Below are 21,588 nucleotides of genomic sequence, written 5' to 3'. Positions count from 1 at the left end.
GTTTTTTTTTTATCTATGAAAAAATTAAAGTATTTCATCCTAACCAAATCCATCGGGTTGTATATCAACTCGCTGAGTTACATCCGTCCGAAAAAAGCTTCGCATCTCGCCTATCGTTTGTTTAGCGAACCTAGGATTGGTAAACTCACCAAAGAAAAATTGCCCTTAGCCTTGCAAGATGCCAAAACGGAAACGTTCTACTTTAATGACAACCAATTTGAATCCTATTTTTGGCAAGGAAACGAGAACGTAATTTTACTTATTCATGGTTGGGAAAGCAATGCTTCTCGTTGGGAAAAATTGCTTCCTTATCTTAAAAAAACAGGAAGCACAATTGTCGCCATTGATGCTCCAGCCCACGGACTTTCTGCCGGAAAGGAGTTCAACGTTCCAACTTATGCCGCCTTTATTGACGTTGCCGTACAGAAATTTCAACCCAATTTTCTAATCGGACATTCCATTGGAGGTGCCGCTTGTGTCTATTATCAGCACAAATACCAAAACAACAATCTCAAGAAAATGGTCTTGCTTGGAGCTCCATCCGATTTAAAGACGCTCATTACCAATTATGTAGCGCTTTTGAGCCTCAACAATAAAATGGTGCAACTACTCGAAAATCATTTCCTGCAAAAATTCAAGTTCAAGTTTGATGATTTCTCAGGACAAATTTTTGGCAAAAGTCTTACTATCGAAGGCCTAATAGCTCATGATATTGACGACACCATCGTTGCATTCGACGAAGGAAAAAAAATTGCCAGTTCTTGGAAAAACGCCACCTTCATCGAAACCAAAGGACTCGGACACAGCATGCACGACGACGAATTGTATCAAAAAATCACCTCTTTTCTAGTTGGAGCAAAACGTTAGGGCATTTTAGGAATCGTTGTTCCGGCTGTCCATTGCAATCTTTTCTTTTTTTAAAGAAAAAAAAAGAAAAGGATTTCCATTACCATCCGGGCTAGAGGAAAATCCATTTTCCCTAAATAATCATTTCAAAAAAATAAATCATACTTTTGCAGTATGGAAGAAAATTTGAAACGCTTAAACAAATTCATCGGGGAAACCGGTTTCTGTTCCCGCCGTGAAGCCGACAAATACATCGAGGAAGGTCGTGTTACCATAAACGGAATCGTTCCTGAACTTGGAACAAAAGTATCACCAACCGATGAAGTTCGAATTGACGGTAAACTCATCCGTGAAAACAACCGTAAGCCTGTTTATTTAGCCTTCAACAAACCTGTCGGGATTGAATGCACCACCAACCAAGATGTACACGATAATATTGTAGATTACATCAATTATCCCGAAAGAATCTTCCCAATCGGACGTTTGGATAAAGCCAGTGAAGGCTTGATTTTTATGACCAACGACGGCGATATCGTCAACAAAATCCTCCGTGCAAGAAACAACCACGAAAAAGAATATACCGTAACTGTAAACCGTCCAATTACCGACCGTTTTATCGACAAGATGGCAAATGGTGTTCCGATTTTGGATACTGTTACTCGAAAATGCAAGGTGGAACAAATCAGCAAATACACCTTTAAAATCATTCTTACGCAAGGACTTAACCGTCAGATTAGAAGAATGTGTGAATATTTAGGGTATGATGTTACAGCTCTGAAAAGAATCCGAATCATCAATATTTCACTTGATTTGCCTGTTGGTAGATACCGTGATTTGACCGATGCCGAAATCAAGGAACTCAACCAACTGATAGAACCATCAAGCAAAACGGAAGAAGCAAGCTTGCCGAAAGCCAGAATCGAGCCAAGAGAACAACGCATCCAGCAATCACGAAGCAGAAGCCAGGAAACAAGAGCTACCCGACCAAATCAGGATTTTAATCCGCAAAGCAGAATCATATTGGGAAAATCAGCCCGTTCTGAATCAGTAAACAACAACGATAATGCTTCTAAACCTTCAGAAACAAATTCAGGTAGAAAAGTAGAATTCATTAAGAAAGACGATCCGAACTACAAAAAAAAAGGGGATTATTAATTTCCTGAAATCAAAAAAAAGCCTTAAACTTTCGTTTAAGGCTTTTTAATTTTTATTTTCTAGCTTCTCTTCTTTGTTCCCTTGCCAAAAGCGTGTTTTTCAGTAACATCGCAATCGTCATTGGTCCAACACCTCCAGGAACTGGTGTAATGTGGGAAACTTTCTTGGAAACATTTTCAAAATCAACATCTCCTGTAATCACATATCCTTTTTCTGAATCATCGGCAACACGTGTAATTCCAACGTCAATTACAACAGCTCCGTCCTTTACCATTTCGGCTTTTAGATAATTTGGAACTCCTAAAGCTGTAATGATAATATCAGCTTGGGTTGTAATTTGGGCAATATTTTTTGTGTAACTATGTGTCAAAGTCACGGTTGAGTTTCCAGGAAAGCCTTTTCTTCCCATCAAGATACTCATCGGACGTCCAACAATATGGCTTCTTCCAATAACAACAGTGTGTTTTCCTTTGGTTTCAACTCCATAACGCTCTAATAATTCTAGAATTCCAAATGGGGTTGCTGGAATAAAAGTGGTCATATCCAAAGCCATTTTCCCGAAATTCTCTGGGTGAAAACCGTCAACATCCTTACTTGGATCGATTGCCATCAATACTTTTTGAGTATCAATTTGTTCGGGTAATGGAAGTTGCACGATAAAACCATCAATATTGTCATCTTCATTAAGTTGCTTGATTTTTTTTAGCAATTCTGTTTCAGATGTTGTGCTTGGCATTTTCACCAAGGTAGATTCAAAACCTACTCTTTCGCAGGCTTTTACCTTGCTTCCAACATAGGTTAAACTTGCTCCATCATTCCCCACGATAACTGCTGCAAGATGTGGCACTTTTTCGCCGTTTTTTTTCATCAAATCGACTTCGGCAGTAATTTCGAGCTTGATGTCTTCAGAAGTTTTTTTTCCGTCTAGTAGTTGCATTTATTTGTGTTTAGTAGTTGTTGTCGGTTGTCAGTTGTCGGTTCTCAAACTGAGAACTGACAACAGATAACTGCTTATCGCATTCCCTTCATTCCACCCATCATTTTCATGAGGTTTTTTCCGCCCGGACCTTGCATCATCTTCATCATTTTGCTCATTTGGTCGAACTGTTTCATCAGTTGGTTCACCTGCTCTAGCTTTGTTCCGGAACCTTTTGCGATTCTGGTTTTTCTTTTCATATCGATAATGGCTGGTTTTGATCTTTCGATTGGTGTCATCGAGTGAATGATGGCTTCGATATGCTTGAAAGCATCATCTTCAATCTCAACATCTTTCATCGCTTTTGAAGCACCTGGAATCATTCCTACCAAATCCTTCATATTACCCATTTTCTTTACTTGCTGAATCTGGGTCAAGAAATCATCAAAACCAAATTCATTTTTTGCAATCTTCTTTTGTAGTTTTCTGGCTTCTTCTTCATCAAATTGCTCTTGGGCTCTTTCAACCAAGGAAACAACGTCTCCCATTCCGAGGATACGTTCGGCCATACGAGAAGGATAGAAAACATCAATTGCTTCCATTTTCTCACCTGTTCCGATGAATTTGATTGGTTTGTTTACAACTGATTTAATCGAAATTGCAGCACCACCACGAGTATCACCGTCTAATTTGGTAAGGATCACACCATCGAAATTCAATCTGTCGTTGAAGGCTTTTGCCGTATTCACAGCATCCTGACCCGTCATAGAATCCACTACGAAAAGTGTTTCCTGTGGCTGGATTGCTTTGTGAACATTTGCAATCTCGTTCATCATTTCCTCATCAACGGCCAAACGACCTGCTGTATCGACGATTACAACATTGAAACCATTTTCTTTTGCATATTTGATGGCGTTCAGCGAAATTTCAACTGGATTTTTATTTTCTGGTTCAGAATAGACCTCAACGCCAACTTGATCTCCCACAACGTGCAACTGATTGATTGCCGCTGGACGATAGATATCACAGGCTACCAAAAGAGGCTTCTTGTTCTTTTTTGTTTTAAGATAATTGGCTAGTTTTCCTGAAAAGGTTGTTTTTCCAGAACCTTGCAAACCTGACATCAAAATGATTGACGGGTTTCCTGAAAGATTGATTCCGGCCGCATCGCCACCCATCAATTCTGTCAGTTCGTCTTTTACCAACTTTACTAACAATTGTCCTGGTTGAAGCGTTGTTAATACATCCTGACCAATTGCTTTTTCTTTTACTTTGGTCGTAAAATCTTTTGCAATCTTGAAGTTAACGTCGGCATCAAGTAATGCACGACGAACTTCTTTTAGGGTTTCGGCTACGTTTACTTCGGTAATTTTACCGTGACCTTTTAATATATGGAATGCTTTGTCGAGCTTGTCGCTTAAATTATCGAACATAATTGGTGTATCTTTTATTGAAGTGCAAAGATAAACTAATTAGAGAATTAGGCAATTGGATAGGAGTATTATTCAATGAATTAATTTGAAATCTATTCGATTGCTAGTAATTAGGATTATCCTTTTATTTTAATAAATTAACCAAACGCTCTTCATTTGAAAAAGCCGCATATTCAAAGGCAGTTTTACCTAAATTGTCCCTTATTTTTCTATCAGCATTATAATCCAGAAGTAATTTCACGAGTTCAAATTTTCTAAATTGTACTGCATAGATCAATGCTGTGTTTCCTTCGGCGTCTTTTATGTTGGGATTTGCTTTCTTTTCTAATAAAAGCTTTGCTATGATGCTATTGCCTTTTATAGCACAAGTCATTAGGGCTGCACCAAAATCATTTGAAATGTTGACATTCTCAAATGTATTTATCAAATAATTGGCCACCTCATCATTGCCTCGCTGACAAGCTAGAATCAGCGGAGTAAGACCTTCTTTATTATTCTTATTTGCAAGATTTGGATTGTCTTTTAAAGTCTGAATAATTTCTTCAACACTTCCTTTTCTGGCAATTTCAAAAATATCGTTATGCGAGAAAGCATTTTTGGACACAAAAAAGAACAATGCCTTATAAATTAGCTTTTTCATGGTGTTATTTTTTTATGATTTTTTTAATCAAAGAAGTGCCATCTTCAAAATAAAAAGCTACAAAGTAAATTCCTGATTGAAAATTGCTTACATCATAATTTTCAGCATTAGCATCTGTATTGGAGAACGCTTTTAGTTCTTGTCCAATCGAATTTATAAAGACAATCCTTTCGGCTTTCAATCCAGTATGGTTTTGTATGAAAATATTTTCGTGAACAGGATTGGGGAATACACTAATCTTTTTATTTTTATCAACATCCTCAACACCAAGAGAACTGCTATATTCAACAACATAATACAGCTGATTAGTAGAGCTCACATCGTTCCACTGTCCTGCATTTCCATTTGGCCAATTGATAATTGCCATACCTAATGCATCTTGTCCTGCTGGACCGGCTCCTAGCCAATTATCGGGTTCTAACCCCCAGTTGCTGTATTGTCCTGGCGTTAATGTTCCAGAAGCGGTTCCTGTCCAAAACGGAATTGTTACTGCATCATTATTACCGTTCCAAACCCAATTGCCTTCGCTTGCAATATCATTTCCTCCAAGCCAAACGTAGGATCCGAATCCATCTGAGGCATGAGTATTAGCCGTATTTAAATTCAAACTTAAAATTTCAGAAAAAATAGCTTGCTGTTCCGAAGCGTTATTGATTTCTGCCAAATACCCCCCTTTTGCAACAGCACATGCCGCTGCTTCAACCCATGTCTTTTTTTGAGAAACAATTTCATAGGATTTGCCATTATACTCAAATACATATCCTTCAGCACATTGTGCAACTGCTTTGTTTTCTAAACCAAAAATAGCAGTCATTACTATTATTAAAAGTACATTTTTCATCATGAGTTTAATTATTAAATTTATATTGAGTTACATCTATATCCTATAAAGAAGTTCATTTGGGAAATACCCTAACTATCAATGTGATATATTTATACAAGCCTAATAGCTATTGGGATTGCAAGTATTGTAAACAAAAAACCAGCCTCGAAAGACTGGTTTTCATAACAAAAACTATATAAAGAACCACCTAAAAATTAATTTTGAGAAAATCCAACAGATATAAAAGGTAACAAATAAACGTTTGGAAAATCGTCTCCTGTACCACCACCATAATATTTAGAGCTATAGATTGTCAGGCCATTGCTTGTGGCTGGCAAGATTGGATCCAATCCTTCTATTCTGCTTACAACTTTACAAAGACCTCCACTTCCATTTGGATTCCTTCTTCTGATGATGTATTTTTGATTGGCTTGAATGTTTACTGGAGTGATTGAGATATGTGTCAATTGATCAGCTTCAAAAGTGTGGAAACCTGAATAAAGAACTGTTCCATCTTCTTTTAATACCTCCATCATATAGGCTCCTCCAATAGTGGGAGAAATGTAACCGATTGTACATATGGTTGCATCAGTACTCTTAGAAAAAGTATATTCATGTGTAACAGCGCTCCAAACTGTTCCTTCCATTACACCTTCAACATTAGCAAGGCTATCGAAAAGCGTGGTAAATGCAACATCACTTCCCTGACAGAAATCCTCGATTTCATAACAAAAATTTATCGCTTGTGCTATGGCTTGTTGACATTCACTATTACTGTTTATGGTAATCGTTTCACCTGCTTCATTAACAGCCGAAACAGGATAGTTAATAGCATAATACTCTGTTGCTGAAAGGCTGGCAAGAAACAAAAACAACTCTTGATCACTATTGATGGTATACGTTTGAGCTTGCTGAACCGCACTAGCATAACCACTAATTGTTATAGGATAGACAAGATTAAAGCAACTTACAGGTGCATCGAAAACTGGCCCTGGTCCTGTTGCAGTACATCCATTTGCAAGAACATCAAATTGCTCTTGACTGTTCACCGTTACCTCTGAATAATCTGGATAAATAATAGTAATTGGGAAAAGAAATTTAACGCAATCATTATCATTTCCATACTGATTAAAAATAGCTTCTACTGCAGCAAAATCTTCTTCAGAACTCACAAAAACAGGTTGGTTATTCACTAATACTTCTACAGGAAGTTTTACTTTGAAACAATCTGTACTGTCAATAATGTTATCACTTGTGGCATCAGACATTGCAACACGACTCAACAAGTTAGTTAATGGTGCAGCCGCCGTTAGGGTTTCTTCTTGATTTTGAACGATTTCCGACTCTTCGTTCTGACAAGATGCAAATAGAACAGAAACAATTCCTGCAAATAAGAACAATTGTATTTTTTTTGACATTTTCATAATTTTAAAAATTTATTGGTTTGATAGTAAAACAATTATCACTTAAAAAACCCTACCGCAAATGAAAACTTTTTTATTTAAAAACTATATTTGATTAAATTTAAAAAAATCTACTTATAAAAGTAGGGTTTTTAATTATACGGCTGTTACATTAGATACAATTGTCTGTTTTAATGAAAGAAATGAATAAAATAGGAGTTTGTGAAGAAAGGGTTTATTCCCGTTTCTTCCAGTCGAACGTAAAAGTTTTACGTAATCATCTGCTGTATAAGTTTGGCAACGAAGAGCAAGCCAACGATATGGCCCAGGAAGCTTTTATCAAATTATGGGAAAACTGTTCAGAAGTTCCTTTAGAGAAAGCCAAATCCTTCATATATAAGGTAGCCAATAATGCAACCTTAAATAAAATTGCCCATCAGAAGGTTGTAGTGGCTTTCGCCCAAAAAACAAATCCTATGCACCATACTAACGAGAGTCCTGAATTTATCTTAGAACACGAACAATTCAAGACCAAGTTAGAAAAAGCAATCCAAAACCTTACGGAATCACAACGAACTGCTTTCCTACTGAACAGGATTGACGGAAAGAAATACAGCGAAATTGCCGAAATACTCGATATAAGTGTGAAGGCAGTCGAAAAAAGAATAAGCGGAGCCTTGTTTTCTTTAAGAAAGGAAATTAGTATTTAGGATTATAGGATTTGGGAATTGGGATTTGGCCCCGATCCCGAAATTTCGGGATGGGATTGGGATTTGGGATTTAAAAAATTGGAATTTAAACATTAGGGTTTATAAAGAGTTAGTTGTTTATATAAAAAATGCATCACAAAATGGAAGAGCAACACGATTTAGCGAAATGGTTGGCTGGCGAAATGACAAAAAGCGAATTGGAAGCTTTTGAAAAATCGGCAGATTTTGAAACCTACAATAAAATAAAAGAACTATCCTCTCAACTGGAAGTACCTGATTTTGATACGCAAGAAATGTATCAGAATATAATAGCACGCAAAAAGAAGAAAAAAGTCATCAGGCTTCAGGATTTGTGGTACATGAAAATTGCCGCCATCTTGGTTCTGGTTTTTGGAATCACTTTTTTAGTTAGACCTTATGTTCCAACAACCGAATATGCTTCGGTTGGAGAAAAGAACACCTTTTTGCTTCCTGATGATTCTGAAATTGCATTGAATTCAGATTCAAAAATCAACTATAAAAAGTGGAATTGGGAAAATGAAAGAAGCTTGAAATTAGAAGGCGAAGCTTTTTTTAAGGTAGCCAAAGGCGAAAAATTCACTGTCAATACCAATTTAGGAGAAGTAACCGTTGTGGGGACTCAATTCAACATCAAAGCCAGAAACAAGAATTTTGAAGTGGAATGCTATGAAGGAAAAGTGAAAGTGGTTTTCAACAAAAAAACAGTTTTCCTTACCAAAGGACAAAATATAGTAGTGCAAAACAACACCAAAATAGAAGCCATACCATTGACCGATTTACAGCCTGCTTGGTTGGGCAACGAGATAAAATTCAACAATAATTCATTAGCAGATGTTATTGAAGAATTGGAAAGACAATACAACATAACCATAGAAAACACTAAAGATTCCAGTGAATCATTTACAGGGACTTTGCCTTTAAAGAATTTGGATACGGCTTTGCAAATCATCAGCAAGACCTTTCATCTTAAATATGAAAAAGCAACCAACGAAAGGATTATTTTGACAGAAGAATGATAAAACCCCAAAAGCTATTATGGTTGATTTTAATTGTTTTTAGTCTTTCTGGAAATGTTTATTCCCAACAAAAAAAAGGAATACAGCCGTTAAAAGAAATCCTCAAGGCAATTTCAAAACAACATAATGTTCAGTTTAACTATATCGAAGAGGAGGTTTCCGTTGTAAAACTGGAGCCTCCTGTTCGTGCTTTGGCATTGTCCGAAAAACTGGATTACCTGAATGCAAGAACCACACTGGAGTTTGAAATCATCAATACCAAATACATTGCCGTATCTTCAAAAAAAATCACTGCAATACCTAGCCAACCACTGGATACAATTCTTCCGATTGACTTGAGCGAAATCAAAATTGAACGCTATCTCACAACGGGAATGTCCAAGAATATCGACGGAACTTTTACTGTATATCCAAAGAAATTTGGAATCCTTCCCGGACTTATTGAGCCAGATGCCCTGCAGACAATGCAACAGATTCCAGGAATCTACAGTGCCGATCAAACCATCTCGAACATCAATGTTAGAAGTGGCACACACGACCAGAATTTATTCTTATGGAATGGCATCCGGATGTTTCAAACCGGTCATTTCTTCGGATTGATTTCGGCTTTTAATCCTGCATTGGCTCAAAAAATCAACATTTCCAAGAACGGAAGCTCCGCTTTTTATGGCGAAAGCATTTCGAGCGTTATTGATATTTCATCCGTTTTTGAGGGCATCGAAAATTCCAATTATGGTGTGAATTCCAATCTTATAAGTGCCGCGTTCAATGCAAAGGTCAAAACTTCAAAGAAGTCGAGCTTTCAAATATCCGGACGACGTTCCTTTACTGATCTGGCTTCGTCCCCAACCTACCACAGCTACTACGACAGGATTTTTCAGAACACGATGATAAAAAATATCAATACGAATGAAAATGTCAATTACAAAACAGATGAGAAGTTCTACTTTTATGATTTCACAGCTCAATACCACCAAAAAATAGGTTACCGAACTGAACTTGTTTTAGATGCGATTGGCATCAACAATTCCTTGGAAATAACACAAAATAGCGACGATGCTTCTCGAAAAAGTAATTTGGAGCAACAAAATTTCGGAGCGAATGCGATGTTGAAAACGAAGTGGAACGAAAGAACATTTACTAAAATCAACGGTTATGTTTCCTATTATAACCTTGATGCCAGGAACGAAGCCATCGAAAATAATCAAATTTTATCACAACAAAATACCATTTTTGATTATGGTTGGAGATTGGAAAACAAACATATCATCAGTGATAATTTAACTTTCAACAACGGATACCAGTACAATGAAATTGGGATTGCCAATCGCGAACGGATTAATAATCCTAGGTTTAGCAAGAAAATAAAGGAAGTTATCCGAAGCCACGCCTTGATTCTAGAAACTGAAGTCAAGAACACTGATGGCACAATTTTTTTAAAGGCAGGTTTACGCAACAATTATATCGAAGACTTTAATCGCTTGCTTCTGGAACCTCGTTTGCAATTCAATTATGCCTTTAGCAAAAAGTTCAATATTGAAATTCTTGGTGAACACAAAAGCCAGATCACATCGCAAATTATTGATATGCAACAGGATTTTCTTGGGATTGAAAAAAGGCGTTGGACTTTAGCAAATGATGAAAATATTCCGATCCAGAGAAGCAAGCAAATTTCGTTAGGGTTTAGTTTTAAAGATAGAAACTGGCTCTTTACCTTGGATAATTACTACAAGAAAGTAACTGGAATTTACAGTCCGAGCCAAGCGTTCCAGAACCAATTGGAGTTTGTGAGAATCAATGGCGATTACTCGGTTATAGGTTCCGAAGTTTTAATTCAACGCAACCTAAAGCACTTTTACACTTGGCTAAGCTATGGCTTATCGAACAGTGAATATACCTTTAGCGAAACGCTTCCAGAACAATTTGCAAACAACTTTCAGATTGTTCATACCATTTCTTGGGCAGGAACCTATGAATGGGAGAACATGAAAATTGCCCTTGGAACACAGTGGCATTCGGGCCGACCTGAAACTTCGCCCTCAACAAGCAATCTGGATCTTAGCATTCCTTCGAAACCACAAATTATTTACAACAACCCTAACAACACGAATCTGAGTGAGTTTTTTGAAGTGAACCTTTCAGGGAATTACAATTGGATGCTTAGTCCAAAATCGAGCCTTCAGTTTGGAATTTCTGTATTGAATATCCTAAACAGGAATAATATCGTGAACCGTTATTATAGAGTGAACACAACAAACCAATCTATTGAAAGTGTGAATACGCTTGCACTAAAAAGAACACCAAACTTGAGTGTAAAGTTCAATTTTTAATAAAAAAAGAGCCCGAATTACCGAGCTCCTTCTTTAAATTAATTGCATTACTTCACCCGCTCCCAATACTGAGTCCTTCCTAAAAGGGAAATCCCAACATAGCCACGGAGTTTGAGCTTGTCTTTGTTTTCCAAACTTAAAGTACATTTATAGACCTTCCCTTTTGTAGGATCCAAAATCGTTCCGCCTTCCCACGAAGAACCATTCTTTTTTGCACCTTCCAAGATGACCATCCCTTTAACGGGCTTGTTTTTCTTATCACCTTCACATTTATCGCAGAGGTTTTTTTCTTTGGTCTTATCGAAAATCGTGATGACTTTTCCATAGACTTTTCCATCTTGTTCATAGATTTCTACCACCGATTTTGCTTCGCCTGATTCATCATCAATGGTTTTCCATTTGCCCACTACGCTTTGGGACTGGCTGGTCTGAACTATCGAAAAGACCAGCATCAAACTGATATAGAGTAGCTTTTTCATTTTCCGAAACTGTATCTTACACCAAAATTAAATCCTAGACCGCTGGCATTTACATACTGCGTTGGTATTTTTCGAGCCTTCGTTGGGTCTTCTGCTCCTTCGGTGTAGGTGTCTTCAAACTCAAAGTGGGTTTCGTTTCTTGGCATATCTGCCAATTGCATTCCCGGCACCAGAGAAGTTCCCTGAGGTGTAATGGCAGTGGTTTCGTATTCCTTGATTTCGGCCGACTTGCTCTTGATGCTCAAGCTTTTCATCTCGACCTCGCCGAAGATTTGAAACTTTGGTGAAATAGGATACGACACACCCAGTGCTCCTGCAAAACCAACGCTGAAACGTGATTCTACCTCTGTTTTGGCTTTTACATTAATATCAACCCCTTCGCCACCGCCGTTTGGTGCATAGGCCTGGCTGTCAATATGGAGTTTGCCCGCTGCGGGAATCAGCAGTCCCATCCTTGCATAAGGATTAAGCTTTGCAAAACCTGGCGTTAGGAAGATGGCCGGCATTATATCCAACCCTTCAAGGTAGGCTTTGGCTTCGGAACGCATAAGGGGGCTGTTAAGCTTCCCGATGGTTTTCTCCTCGCCTGTAAAATAGTTGAAGCCCAGCTCGGCTCCAATGTATTGGTTGAACATATACCCCACGGTCAAGTTTCCTTTAAAACCGCTGCCAAGGGTTCCGTTTAGGGACTTAATATTGGCCGAACCGTCAGGGTTTACCGTGATGTCGGTGGATTGCCGAATCATTGTGAGGCCGTTTGGGTCGGCATTGTTGAATTCGGTGCTTGCATTTTCGATGGAATATCCTCCACCCCCTCGGATGTAGAACTCCTGGGCATAACTTTTTGCCGAAGCAAGGGCAAAAACCGCGGTAGATAATAATAGGCATGCTTTTTTCATAGTAGGTTTTTTTAATTAATATTTTATAGCAATTCTTTTTATAGCTATTTTAAAGTTAAGGACTTTTGGCTCGAAAGGGTTGTTAATTGAGGAAACGTTAACAGAGCTGGGGCAGTGAGATTGTTTTAAGTTCAAGTTTTATTTGTTTTTTTTGAAAAAATAAATGAAACAATTTAAATTTTGACAACTAAACTTGTATTTTATTCGGAACTAAAAATTTCCACAAACTTGTCATTCCGAAGAATGAGGAATCACATAATCTAAATACACAATACGGGACTACTTTATGAGATTCCTCATTCTTCGGAATGACAGATTGTAGCTATTTTTTACTGTCCCTCGACTGTCGTTCAGGATGAAAACGGAATATATGAAAACTACTCATTTGTAGGTATTGTTTTATGGAGGATAAACTTATAGATTTGCTATCTAATCATTTACCCTAAAACCCATTATTTATGAAAACAAAACTACTTGTTGCTTTTTTAAGCATTGCCTTCTTTTCTAATTCCTATTCACAACAGGAGGCTTCGAGCTATTTATCGAACTTAGTTGACCCTTCGGGAATCATCAATCAGGGGAATATGCTTTATGTTCAGGGTCCTAAAAACTTATACCAGATAAATACTGAGGCGGACAATCCGACTCCAAACATGGTTTATGCCTCTGGAACTGATTTCTATATGTCGAACCTTGCCGTTGAAGGCACTACGCTGTATGTTTCGGAAGAAAATTACAGTGAAAGTGAGGATGCTTTTTTGGGATGCAGGATTATTGCTTTTGATTTGACCAGCCTGTCCACTCCTCCAAGCGTGATCTATTCCACTACACAGTATGTTTCCTCTTTGGCGGTTAAGGATGGTTTTATCTACTTTTCGTCGGAGACTACCCCAACTGGAGATGACAATTTTACGGTTGAAATACATAAGATTGATACTACAGTACCAAGTCCTGTTGCTACAGTGTTGATTAGCAATTTGACAGAGGACAATGACGTGAGCGATATGTCTTTTTATGGTAACGATTTGCTGCTATCGGTTGGCGGAGATGCTAAAATTTACAGCTATGATGTGACAAGTGACGCTGCAACTGAACTCCTGACTGGTCTCACTTTCAACAAAGGTATTTTTGTGAGCGGGAATGCATTGTTTACTGCCGAAGGCAACTCGATTAAGAAAAGACTGTTTGATGATGTTTCTAACCAGACTTGGGTTGCTCAAAACACCACTTACCAAGATAGTAATGGTGGGGCACCTTTTAATGCCAACTTCCGAGATGTTGTTTTGATTGGCGATACTCTTTATATGACTTTGCAAAACCAAGGAAGGGTGATGATGGTTCAAGACGAGAGTTTATCGGCTGGGGAATTTAGCGGAGATTTGAAGGGTATTTCTATTTATAACTCTAAAACCCAACTGAATGTTACCGGTTTGGAAAACAGCCAGACTGCAATGGTTTATAATTTATCTGGACAGTTGTTGCTGAACAAAGAGGTTTCGGCTAATGAAAATGCAATGGACATCAGTTCGTTTAGCGAAGGGGTTTATTTGTTGACATTGGATAATCAGAAAGTATTTAAGTTTATTAAATAGTTTCTATACTTATAATTACGAAAAGACCTAATCGTCCCGGAGCTTTGGGATGGTTGGGTCTTTTTGTTTATACCTACAAGGTTTTGAAAATCTTGTAGGTGTTTAATGATACCTACAAGATTTTGAAAACCTTGCAGGAGAGGACGAAGACGTGCTAACAACTTCTGCTATTATCTAGTAGGCTCTTTTTGCCACAGATTGCACGGATTTTACGGATTTTTACAGATTGATTTTAAATCTGTGGTAATCTGTGCCATCAGTAGTTGAATGGGTAAGAATTGGGGTTCCTATTTTGAGTTTCTGGAAAAATGGTTTACCTCATAGCCCTGATGGTTGCTACTATCCTTTTGTGGCGGGGTTCGCCATAAAAGATAGTGGCATCCAGCAGGAATATGGATTATTCTCTGCCCAAGCGATTCGCTCCTAAAAATTAACGGCATAGGGCTGAAATACTTTTTAATATCTCGAAATATTTGGGTAAGTTTGCCCCTTATTTCAAAAAAATGCAGAAAGAAATAATTGTGATCATCGGCGGACCTGGAACGGGCAAGACTACTATTATTGATGGGTTGATTGCGAGAGGCTTTTGCTGTTATCCGGAGATTAGCCGGGAGGTGACGATGGAGGCCAAGAAACAGGGCATCGAGCAGTTGTTTTTGGAGAATCCGTTGCTTTTTAGCGAACTTTTGCTGGAAGGCCGGGTAAAGCAATATAAAAACGCCTTGAACGAACCGCACGAAAATGTGTTTTTGGATCGCGGTATTCCTGATGTTTTGGCTTATATGCATTATATTGGCGACAGCTATCCGGTTCATTTTGACGAGGCTTGTCGCGATAATATCTACACTAAAATCTTTATTCTTCCGCCTTGGGAAGAAATCTATACGAGCGACGACGAGCGTTATGAAAACTACGAACAGGCAAAACTCATTTACAACCACTTGACGGAAACGTATGAAAAATATGGCTACAACTTGATTGAGGTGCCAAAGGATACGGTTGAGGGAAGGATTGAGTTTATTTTGGAGCGAATTAGTTGTAAGTTGTAGGTTCTGGGTTGTAAGTTGTGCGATATTGACTTTACTTGTTTTGCTTATTATTTCGGGTAAGTTTTGTAGATTTAGCGTTCAAACCTACAATGTAAAACTTACAACGTATAACTTATAACTTACAACTCACAACATGTCCACTCCCCTTTCTATTCTTCAAAAATACTGGAACCACGATGCTTTTCGGTCGGTTCAGGGCGAGGTTGTGGCTTCGGTTTTGGACGGGAAGGATACGTTTGCCTTGATGCCAACGGGTGGCGGGAAGTCGATTTGTTTTCAGGTTCCGGGGATGATGAAGGACGGGATTTGTTTGGTGGTTTCGCCTTTGGTGGCCTTGATGAAGGACCAGGTGATGAACTTGCAGAAACGAAACATCAAGGCTATTGCATTGACTGGCGGAATCCAATCGGACGAGATGATCGAACTTTTGGACAATTGTCAGTTTGGAAATTACAAGTTTCTTTATCTGTCGCCTGAAAGATTACAGTCGGACTGGATTTTGGAGCGTATCAAAAACCTGCCTATCAACCTTATCGCTATTGATGAGGCACATTGTGTGTCGCAATGGGGTCATGATTTCCGACCTGCCTATTTGAAAATTTCGAGTTTGAAGACACATTTTCCAAAGGTTCCTTTTTTGGCCTTGACGGCTTCGGCAACCAAAAGGGTTCGGGAAGATATCGTGACGCAATTGGGATTGGAAAGTCCGGTGGTGTTTCAGAAATCTTTTGCACGAGAGAATATTGCCTATATGGTTTTTGATGTGGAGGACAAATTGTTTCGGATAGAACAGATTTTAAAGAAGAATCCTGAACCTTCCATCATATATGTGCGAAATAGAAAATCGTGTTTGGATGTTTCGTCGCAATTGCAGACGCTGGGTTTTAAGGCGACTTTTTACCACGGTGGTTTGGATTCGAGGGAAAAGGACAAGAACATGAAGCTTTGGATGAACGAGGAAGTGCAGGTTATTGTGGCTACAAATGCGTTCGGTATGGGAATTGACAAGGCGAATGTGAAAACGGTGATTCATATTCAGCTTCCAGAAAATCTCGAAAATTATTATCAGGAAGCAGGGCGATCTGGAAGAAATGGCGAAAAGGCGTATGCGGTTTTGTTGAGCAGTCAGTCGAGCGTGATTCAGGCGAACAATCAATTTATTGATGTTTTGCCCGATAAGGAATTCTTGAAAACAATGTATGTGAAACTGTGTAATTATTTTCAGATTGCTTATGGCGAAGGAATCAACGAGGTTTTTTCGTTTAACCTGAATCATTTTTGTGTGCAATATCAATTTCCGATTCTGAAGACTTTTAATGCAATGCAGTTTCTAGATAGACAGGGAATCATTTCGCTTTCGCAGGAATTCTCGGAGAAGATTACGGTGCAGTTTATTATTTCGTCGAAGGAAATTATTCGATACATGAGTTTGAATCCGTCGGATGAAGAAATTATTCTGACGATGGTGCGAAACTATCCGGGGATTTATGAGGTTCCGGCTTCGTTGAATATTTCGCTTATCGCAAAAAAATCGAAGACAACGGAAGAAGTGGTTTTGAAAGTGCTTCAGAAATTGAAACAAAAAGAAATCATCGAATACCATGCAAAAAACAATGATGCCACTTTGATTTTTAACGAGGTTAGAGAAGACGAACGAACGATAAACCGAGTTTCGAAATACTTGGAAAACCAAAACACGCTGAAGAAAGAGCAGTTGAAATCGGTGATCGACTATGTGACGGACAAGGAAAAATGCAAGTCGAAAATCATCCTGGAGTATTTCGGAGAAACCCAAACCAAAAATTGTGGAATTTGTTCCTATTGCATTACCTTAAATAAAAAGCAGGTTGATGTTTTGACTTTGGCTGAAAAAATAAAGTTCTTATTGAGAAATCAGTCGTTGAGTTCGAGAGAAATTCAAATCAGCACCCAAGATTCCGCAGACGATGTTATCTTTGCGCTTCAGGAATTACTGGACAATGACATCATTAGAATAGAATCCAATAATAAATACAGCTTAAATATATAATGAAGAAGTTAAGAATCGTTTTTATGGGAACTCCAGAATTTGCCGTTGGTATTCTGGACACCATCATCAAAAATAAATATGAAGTGGTTGGTGTGATCACAGCTCCGGACAAACCTGCAGGACGTGGCCAGAAAATAAAATATTCGGCCGTGAAAGAATATGCTTTGGAGAACAATCTGACGCTTTTGCAACCGACGAATTTAAAGAATGAAGATTTCCTTTCTGAATTGAAAGCCCTGAATGCTAATTTGCAAGTTGTGGTTGCCTTTAGGATGTTGCCGAAAGCCGTTTGGGAAATGCCCGAATTGGGGACTTTCAACCTTCATGCTTCACTCCTACCGAATTACCGTGGTGCAGCTCCTATAAATTGGGCCATCATTAATGGTGAAACTAAAACAGGTGTTACGACTTTCTTTATTGATGATAAGATTGATACCGGAGCGATGATTTTGAATTCGGAAACTTCAATTTCTGAAAATGAAAATGCAGGTGAGCTACACGATAGATTGATGGATTTGGGAAGCAAGACCGTTATAGAAACACTTGCCTTGATTGAAAAAGGAAATGTTTCTACTACAATTCAAACCGACAGTCCTGAAATTAAAACGGCTTATAAATTGAACCGAGACAATTGCAAGATTGATTGGAGCAAGTCGATTGAAGAAACTCATAATTTAGTTAGAGGACTTTCACCTTATCCTGCCTCTTGGTGTTTTTTTAGGGATAATGAACAAGAGTGGAATGTGAAAGTTTATGAAGCGAAAATAATTGAAGAAAGCCACACACTAAGCATCGGACAAATCATAGCTTCTAAGAAAGAACTAAAAGTAGCGGTAGATGGCGGATTCATCCAAATTATGAGTTTGCAGTTTCCCGGAAAGAAGAAAATGACGGCCCAAGAATTTTTAAACGGAATGAGTTTTTCGGAAAATGCGAAAGCGTTGTAAGGTTGCGTGAACACTGATTTGAGCGGAATTTTGAAAAAAACAACTTAGTTTATCAACAAAACACCCGAGTTATCAACAAATCGATGAAAAACATCGCAAAAGTCTTGCACAGTAAGGAATTCCTATTAAATTTGTTATAAGTAACATAATGTTTAACCAACAATTAATAACTATTATTATGAACAAATCAGAATTAATCGATGCTATCGCTGCAGATGCAGGAATTTCAAAAGCAGCTGCAAAATTAGCTTTAGAGTCATTTTTAAACAATGTAGGAGCTACTTTGAAAAAAGGTGGTAGAGTTTCTCTAGTAGGTTTTGGATCTTGGTCAGTTTCTGATAGAGCTGCAAGAGACGGAAGAAACCCACAAACAGGTGCTACAATTAAAATTGCTGCTAAGAAAGTAGTTAAATTTAAAGCAGGAGCTGAATTAGAAGGTGGTATGAACTAATTCATTACCAGATATAAATTAAAGTCTTCCCATTCGGAAGACTTTTTTTTTATAAAAATCGTAACATTTTTTTGGGTGATTCAGATTTTTATGATTAAATTTAAGAAAATTTCAGCAAAATGATATCAGACAAACTTAAAAAAGGACATTTGCTAATTGCAGAACCTTCAATAATAGGTGATCTTTCATTTAACAGATCGGTAATACTTTTGGCTGATCATAACGATGAAGGTTCGGTTGGGTTTATCATCAACAAGCCTTTAAAATATACCATCAACGACCTTGTTCCGGAAATTGATGCTACTTTCAAGATTTATAACGGAGGTCCAGTTGAGCAGGATAATTTGTATTTCATTCATAATATCCCAGAACTCATTCCGAACAGTATCGAAATTTCAAACGGAATTTATTGGGGTGGTGATTTTGAATCTACCCGGGACTTGATCAACCAAGGAAAGATAAACAAAAACAATATTCGTTTTTTCCTGGGTTATACCGGCTGGGAAGCTAATCAACTGGAAAACGAAATGTCATCGAACTCCTGGATCATTACCAAAAATGTATACGAGAATAAAATCATCGGAAAATCGACAACACATTTCTGGAAGGAAAAAATAATGGAATTGGGTGGCGATTATCTTATTTGGTCGAATGCTCCCGAAAATCCGCTACTGAATTAACCGAATCTCACTAAAGTGTTCAGCTTGACGATTAAATCACTGGCCAATTTATTTCCAAACTCTTTCTTTCGGTATTTTGTGATGGGTCGGATTCCTGTTATGATGTTTGTTATGAACAACTCATCGGCTCTTTGCAAATCAAATGGAGAAACCACTTCTTCAGCCACTTCTAAACCTTCAATTTTTTTCGCCAAAGCCAAAACTTGTCGTCTCATTACGCCATTGTGGCAACCTTCTGCTACGGGAGGAGTCGTCAATTTGTTCCCCATTAGCATAAAAATATTGCCGTTTAAGGCTTCAATTACATTCTTGCTATCGTTTAGCAACAAACAGTTATCCAAGCCGTTTTCATCTGCAAAAATACTTCCCGTAATATTGATTAATTTATTGGTGGATTTTATTGTGGAAAGCAATTGTTTGGTAACGTAGAAATCCTTGTACAAGTCAACTTCATAGGTGTTTTTTTCAATCTTATAAATCGCATTTTCCAACGGAACAACGTTAACAAGAAAAGAAATGGTTTTGTCCTTTGGAAGGTAATAGCCTCCGTCGTTTCTATAAACCGTTACTCTGGCTCTACCTGAAGCTTCACAATCATTGGCTTTCGCCAAAATCAGTACTTGCTCTTCGAGATATTCCATTGTAAAATTCATCGGAATTTCCATTCTCACAACACGCATAGACGACATCAACCGGAAATAATGGTCCTCTAAAAAGAGAATTTTGCCATCTACGATTTTTAGGGTTTCAAAAACACCGTCGCCATAAAGAAAGGCACGGTTGTTTACTAGTAAATTCTCATCGGGGGAAACGATGTTTCCATTAAAATTGATCATATAAAAAAAGTCACGCTAAAAAGCGTGACAAATATAAGGGTTATAAATAATTTTATACCGATCCGATGACGTGTTTTAGGTCAGAAATTTGATTTTCCCATAACAAAGTAGCCTCTGCAACCTCATCTTCTTCTGCATAATCGATAACCATCAAGGAAACATCCTTCGTGATTTCGTCCTCTAGGATTCTCAATTCAAAGAAATAATCTGTATCCACATCATTTTCATCAATCCATCTAAATTTTATTTTCTCTCCCGTTTTTTTTGACGCCACCCTTGCTTTTTCCTCCGAATCATTCCAGATAAAAGTGAAGAATTCTCCTCTTGAGTTTACATTGTCAGCAAACCATTCTGATAGTCCAGAAGGAGTAGATATATATTGATATAATAATTGTGGTGATGAATTTATTGGAAACTCCAGTTCATATTTTATTTTAACTTCCATATAATGTAACTATTTTCGAGATATGAGGTGTTTAATTTTTTGGAAATATATAGAATATTAATTCAATAAAAAAGCATTTTGAAAAATAATTTATTTTCTTCGATTTAAATTTGCAACATCTGAATTTAGTTTTATATTTGCACCCGCATTCAAGGATGCCTATAACCAAAAAAAGGCGAGGTAGCTCAGTTGGTTAGAGCGCAGGATTCATAACCCTGAGGTCACGGGTTCAACTCCCGTCCTCGCTACTTGAGGAAACACAGCAATTGCTGTGTTTCCTTTTTTTATGCACTTAATTTTTTGTAAAACAATTAGTTACAAGGCACACGATAAGTGTTCGATTTTGTCGAATAATTGGCAGTGGGAACGGAAGGTTTGAACCTTGAAAAGCCTAGTATTTCATATACAATGCCGGCTTTGCTAATGTTCGAAGTTTACTTAAGGTAAAAGGTTATTTACCACAATCAGTTTTTTTATAGGTCTTTGCAATGAGATAAAGCAGATCAAGAATTATAATCGCTTCATCAGTATTTACTTCAATTCTGTTTTTTTCCAATATAGTAATGGCACTCTTTACCGATACTTTCTTTTCCTGAAATTTCATGAGAATGTTGAGTTTAGTTTTTTAAATTATCTCCTCAGTAAAACCTTAGACAAAGCACTACTTAATTCCAGATAGAGCTCACCTGTTTGAAAATTGATTTTACTTGGCGGAATCAGGCTCACTAATTGTTTTTTATCACTTGTATTCAGTGATTGAAAATTTCCAAATATGTTTTTAAAAGACCGAATGACCTGAACTCGATTAATAATTTAGGCTAAAAATATTGTACAAAAAGGTAAAATTTAGTATATTTAAATCTCTGACAATTAAATATTTAAACTAAA

General features: G+C 37.6%; 22 protein-coding genes and 1 tRNA gene. 13 read left to right on the top strand and 10 right to left on the bottom strand.

Going from position 1 to position 21,588, the window contains the following annotated elements; genetic code table 11:
• The first annotated feature begins 15 nt into the window (after positions 1 to 15).
• Positions 16 to 867 (top strand): alpha/beta hydrolase, encoded by an 852-nt coding sequence (locus tag J2X31_RS09045; protein ID WP_310026190.1) that lies wholly within the window; start codon positions 16 to 18, stop codon positions 865 to 867.
• Between the two features lie 153 nt (positions 868 to 1,020).
• Complete coding sequence (gene rluF, locus J2X31_RS09040) at positions 1,021 to 2,001, top strand: 23S rRNA pseudouridine(2604) synthase RluF (RefSeq protein WP_310026188.1); 981 nt, start codon at positions 1,021 to 1,023, stop codon at positions 1,999 to 2,001.
• A 52-nt stretch (positions 2,002 to 2,053) separates the two neighbouring features.
• Here rluF and J2X31_RS09035 read toward each other — a convergent pair whose 3' ends face one another.
• The 5 genes from J2X31_RS09035 to J2X31_RS09015 all read right to left on the bottom strand — a co-directional run bounded on the left by J2X31_RS09035 (position 2,054) and on the right by J2X31_RS09015 (position 7,231).
• Positions 2,054 to 2,938, bottom strand: coding sequence for a bifunctional 5,10-methylenetetrahydrofolate dehydrogenase/5,10-methenyltetrahydrofolate cyclohydrolase (locus J2X31_RS09035; protein ID WP_310026185.1), 885 nt, complete (start codon positions 2,936 to 2,938; stop codon positions 2,054 to 2,056).
• Between the two features lie 74 nt (positions 2,939 to 3,012).
• Complete coding sequence (gene ffh / locus J2X31_RS09030) at positions 3,013 to 4,350, bottom strand: signal recognition particle protein (RefSeq protein ID WP_310026183.1); 1,338 nt, start codon at positions 4,348 to 4,350, stop codon at positions 3,013 to 3,015.
• 124 nt (positions 4,351 to 4,474) lie between these two features.
• Entirely contained in the window at positions 4,475 to 4,990 is a 516-nt protein-coding gene (locus J2X31_RS09025; RefSeq protein WP_310026181.1) for an ankyrin repeat domain-containing protein, read from the bottom strand.
• A gap of 4 nt (positions 4,991 to 4,994) precedes the next feature.
• Positions 4,995 to 5,834 (bottom strand): T9SS type A sorting domain-containing protein, encoded by an 840-nt coding sequence (locus J2X31_RS09020; protein ID WP_310026179.1) that lies wholly within the window; start codon positions 5,832 to 5,834, stop codon positions 4,995 to 4,997.
• Positions 5,835 to 6,028: 194 nt separating this feature from the next.
• Positions 6,029 to 7,231: a hypothetical protein gene (locus J2X31_RS09015; RefSeq protein ID WP_310026178.1), complete on the bottom strand. Its 1,203-nt coding sequence runs from the start codon at positions 7,229 to 7,231 to the stop codon at positions 6,029 to 6,031.
• Positions 7,232 to 7,410: 179 nt separating this feature from the next.
• On the opposite strand from J2X31_RS09015, the gene J2X31_RS09010 reads away from it, so the two are divergent.
• The 3 genes from J2X31_RS09010 to J2X31_RS09000 all read left to right on the top strand — a co-directional run bounded on the left by J2X31_RS09010 (position 7,411) and on the right by J2X31_RS09000 (position 11,293).
• Positions 7,411 to 7,926, top strand: a complete 516-nt coding sequence (locus J2X31_RS09010) for an RNA polymerase sigma factor (protein ID WP_310026175.1) — start codon at positions 7,411 to 7,413, stop codon at positions 7,924 to 7,926.
• A gap of 128 nt (positions 7,927 to 8,054) precedes the next feature.
• Complete coding sequence (locus J2X31_RS09005; RefSeq protein ID WP_310026173.1) at positions 8,055 to 8,963, top strand: FecR family protein; 909 nt, start codon at positions 8,055 to 8,057, stop codon at positions 8,961 to 8,963.
• A 23-nt stretch (positions 8,964 to 8,986) separates the two neighbouring features.
• Positions 8,987 to 11,293: a TonB-dependent receptor plug domain-containing protein gene (locus J2X31_RS09000; RefSeq protein WP_310026170.1), complete on the top strand. Its 2,307-nt coding sequence runs from the start codon at positions 8,987 to 8,989 to the stop codon at positions 11,291 to 11,293.
• Between the two features lie 47 nt (positions 11,294 to 11,340).
• Here J2X31_RS09000 and J2X31_RS08995 read toward each other — a convergent pair whose 3' ends face one another.
• Both J2X31_RS08995 and J2X31_RS08990 read right to left on the bottom strand, forming a co-directional pair.
• The gene (locus J2X31_RS08995) at positions 11,341 to 11,772 is read right to left on the bottom strand and encodes a DUF2147 domain-containing protein (protein ID WP_310026168.1); all 432 of its coding nucleotides are present in this window, start codon (positions 11,770 to 11,772) and stop codon (positions 11,341 to 11,343) included.
• On the bottom strand, positions 11,769 to 12,671 hold the full coding sequence (locus tag J2X31_RS08990) for an outer membrane beta-barrel protein (protein ID WP_310026166.1): 903 nt from the start codon (positions 12,669 to 12,671) through the stop codon (positions 11,769 to 11,771). Before J2X31_RS08990 ends, J2X31_RS08995 begins: the two co-directional genes overlap by 4 nt.
• Positions 12,672 to 13,129: 458 nt before the next feature.
• On the opposite strand from J2X31_RS08990, the gene J2X31_RS08985 reads away from it, so the two are divergent.
• From J2X31_RS08985 to J2X31_RS08955, 7 genes are all read left to right on the top strand, one after another.
• Complete coding sequence (locus J2X31_RS08985; protein WP_310026163.1) at positions 13,130 to 14,263, top strand: T9SS type A sorting domain-containing protein; 1,134 nt, start codon at positions 13,130 to 13,132, stop codon at positions 14,261 to 14,263.
• 250 nt (positions 14,264 to 14,513) lie between these two features.
• On the top strand, positions 14,514 to 14,690 hold the full coding sequence (locus J2X31_RS08980) for a hypothetical protein (RefSeq protein WP_310026161.1): 177 nt from the start codon (positions 14,514 to 14,516) through the stop codon (positions 14,688 to 14,690).
• A gap of 76 nt (positions 14,691 to 14,766) precedes the next feature.
• Complete coding sequence (locus J2X31_RS08975) at positions 14,767 to 15,312, top strand: AAA family ATPase (protein ID WP_310026159.1); 546 nt, start codon at positions 14,767 to 14,769, stop codon at positions 15,310 to 15,312.
• 133 nt (positions 15,313 to 15,445) lie between these two features.
• Positions 15,446 to 17,341, top strand: a complete 1,896-nt coding sequence (locus tag J2X31_RS08970) for a RecQ family ATP-dependent DNA helicase (RefSeq protein ID WP_310026156.1) — start codon at positions 15,446 to 15,448, stop codon at positions 17,339 to 17,341.
• A complete protein-coding gene (gene fmt, locus J2X31_RS08965; RefSeq protein ID WP_310026153.1) occupies positions 17,341 to 18,288 on the top strand; it encodes a methionyl-tRNA formyltransferase in 948 nt (315 codons plus the stop codon). The genes J2X31_RS08970 and fmt overlap by 1 nt, the downstream gene beginning before the upstream one ends.
• Before the next feature lie 178 nt (positions 18,289 to 18,466).
• Entirely contained in the window at positions 18,467 to 18,739 is a 273-nt protein-coding gene (locus J2X31_RS08960; protein ID WP_026706350.1) for an HU family DNA-binding protein, read from the top strand.
• 119 nt (positions 18,740 to 18,858) lie between these two features.
• Positions 18,859 to 19,419 (top strand): YqgE/AlgH family protein, encoded by a 561-nt coding sequence (locus J2X31_RS08955; RefSeq protein ID WP_310026149.1) that lies wholly within the window; start codon positions 18,859 to 18,861, stop codon positions 19,417 to 19,419.
• Here J2X31_RS08955 and J2X31_RS08950 read toward each other — a convergent pair.
• Both J2X31_RS08950 and J2X31_RS08945 read right to left on the bottom strand, forming a co-directional pair.
• Complete coding sequence (locus J2X31_RS08950) at positions 19,416 to 20,255, bottom strand: aminotransferase class IV (protein ID WP_310026146.1); 840 nt, start codon at positions 20,253 to 20,255, stop codon at positions 19,416 to 19,418. The genes J2X31_RS08955 and J2X31_RS08950 overlap by 4 nt on opposite strands.
• A 52-nt stretch (positions 20,256 to 20,307) precedes the next feature.
• Positions 20,308 to 20,700: an START-like domain-containing protein gene (locus J2X31_RS08945; protein WP_310026143.1), complete on the bottom strand. Its 393-nt coding sequence runs from the start codon at positions 20,698 to 20,700 to the stop codon at positions 20,308 to 20,310.
• Between the two features lie 174 nt (positions 20,701 to 20,874).
• On the opposite strand from J2X31_RS08945, the gene J2X31_RS08940 reads away from it, so the two are divergent.
• A tRNA-Met gene (locus J2X31_RS08940) sits at positions 20,875 to 20,948 on the top strand.
• 203 nt (positions 20,949 to 21,151) lie between these two features.
• Here J2X31_RS08940 and J2X31_RS08935 read toward each other — a convergent pair.
• Positions 21,152 to 21,304 (bottom strand): PTS sugar transporter subunit IIBC, encoded by a 153-nt coding sequence (locus tag J2X31_RS08935; protein WP_310026140.1) that lies wholly within the window; start codon positions 21,302 to 21,304, stop codon positions 21,152 to 21,154.
• Between the last annotated feature and the right edge of the window lie 284 nt (positions 21,305 to 21,588).

It is taken from the genome of Flavobacterium arsenatis (assembly GCF_031456785.1).
GTDB classification, from domain to species: domain Bacteria; phylum Bacteroidota; class Bacteroidia; order Flavobacteriales; family Flavobacteriaceae; genus Flavobacterium; species Flavobacterium arsenatis.
This window is presented reverse-complemented; position numbering and strand designations above follow the sequence as displayed.